This is a genomic window from Nonomuraea sp. NPDC048916 (genome assembly GCF_040649575.1).
In the GTDB taxonomy this organism is placed as follows: domain Bacteria; phylum Actinomycetota; class Actinomycetes; order Streptosporangiales; family Streptosporangiaceae; genus Nonomuraea.
The window spans coordinates 1-685 of record NZ_JBEZFS010000153.1 but is presented as its reverse complement, the minus strand read 5'-3'; the positions used below and the strand labels follow the sequence as shown (position 1 = coordinate 685).

Sequence of the window (685 nt, the reverse complement as noted above, 5' to 3'; positions counted from 1 at the left end):
CGGGATCCGCTCGACGACCTGGGTCCGCGGGTCGTCCTCACCGAAGTAGGAGACCTGGAACTTCTCCTTGTACGGCTTGAGGACCTTGTCGTCGGAGAAGTCCGCGTTGTTGTTCAGGTCGACCCGCGTGGTGCCGGTGACCGGGTCGTACAGCACGCCCCAGACGTCGGTGGTGTCACCGTCGCGGTTGAGGTCGCCCGCCATCTCGCCACCGGTGGTGGCCGCCTCGGCGAAGGTGGCGAACTTGTAGTTGCCCGCCGGGGCCGAGTAGGTCTTCCCGCCGGACGTGAACGTCGGGCCGGTGACGGACTCGGTCATCCGCAGCCAGGTGCCGTCGCCGTCGCTCACCGGGTCGGTGGCGGTCACCCAGTCGACGATCTTGCGCTCGCCGGTGGTGGTCTTCTTCAGGGCCGGGTGGCCGAGGTCGACGCCGGAGTCCAGGATGCCGATGGTGATCCCACGGCCGTCGGCCTTCGGGTTCTTCGCCGGGGTCTTCTTGTTCGGCGCCGCGTAACTGCCCGTGGCCTTCAGCTGCTTCGCCCCGGCGGCCCGGTCGCCCTTGGGCGTCGGGTCGTCCAGCTTGATCTCCTGCTTGAGATCGATGCCGAGGACGGAGGAGAGCTTCGAGGCCGCCTTGATGGTGGACTCGGCGCGCTTCGTCGGGACCGTCGCCCGGACGTAGCCG

1 pseudogene is annotated in these 685 nt (G+C 68.6%); it reads right to left on the bottom strand.

Annotated features, from left to right (window positions below):
- A pseudogene (locus tag AB0C16_RS40185) lies at nucleotides 1-685 on the bottom strand (hypothetical protein); the annotation flags it as partial.